The sequence below is a fragment of the Pseudomonas sp. NBRC 100443 genome, from assembly GCF_030268185.1.
GTDB classification, from domain to species: domain Bacteria; phylum Pseudomonadota; class Gammaproteobacteria; order Pseudomonadales; family Pseudomonadaceae; genus Pseudomonas; species Pseudomonas citronellolis.
In genome coordinates, this window is record NZ_BSQE01000072.1 from 1 (window position 1) to 388 (window position 388).

The following is a 388-nucleotide window of genomic DNA, read 5'->3' on the forward strand; positions in this document are numbered from 1 at the left end:
CGTGCCCACTCGCGCAGGAACTCCAGATGTCGCTCGTCCTCCACCACCACGTTGCCAGGCTCGCTGCGAGCCCGGCCGTCGATCATGACATTGCCGGTGAGGCTCAGGCCGACACCACCCTGCGCCCAGGCCTCGTAGAGCGGCAGCAGCCAGTGGCTGGGGGCTCCATGCTTGTCGCCCATGGATTCGTGCATGGCCGCCTTGGCGATGCGATTGCGGATGATGGTGCCGGTCTTCAGGATCAGTGGCTTGGCCAGGCCTGATTCGGGATATTCGACCGATGGCTTTTCTGACTGGAATGCGTTCATGGGAGCCCTCGCTGCAGCAACCTGCGTGTGCAGACGACTCTAAGGACTGGCCCTGCGCATGACGAACGATGATTTCTGTC

At 62.6% G+C, this 388-nt stretch carries 1 pseudogene; it reads right to left on the reverse strand.

Features of this window, described 5'->3' with window-relative positions:
- A pseudogene (locus QSJ95_RS32575) lies at nt 1–308 on the reverse strand (hypothetical protein); the annotation flags it as partial.
- Nucleotides 309–388 lie beyond the last annotated feature (80 nt).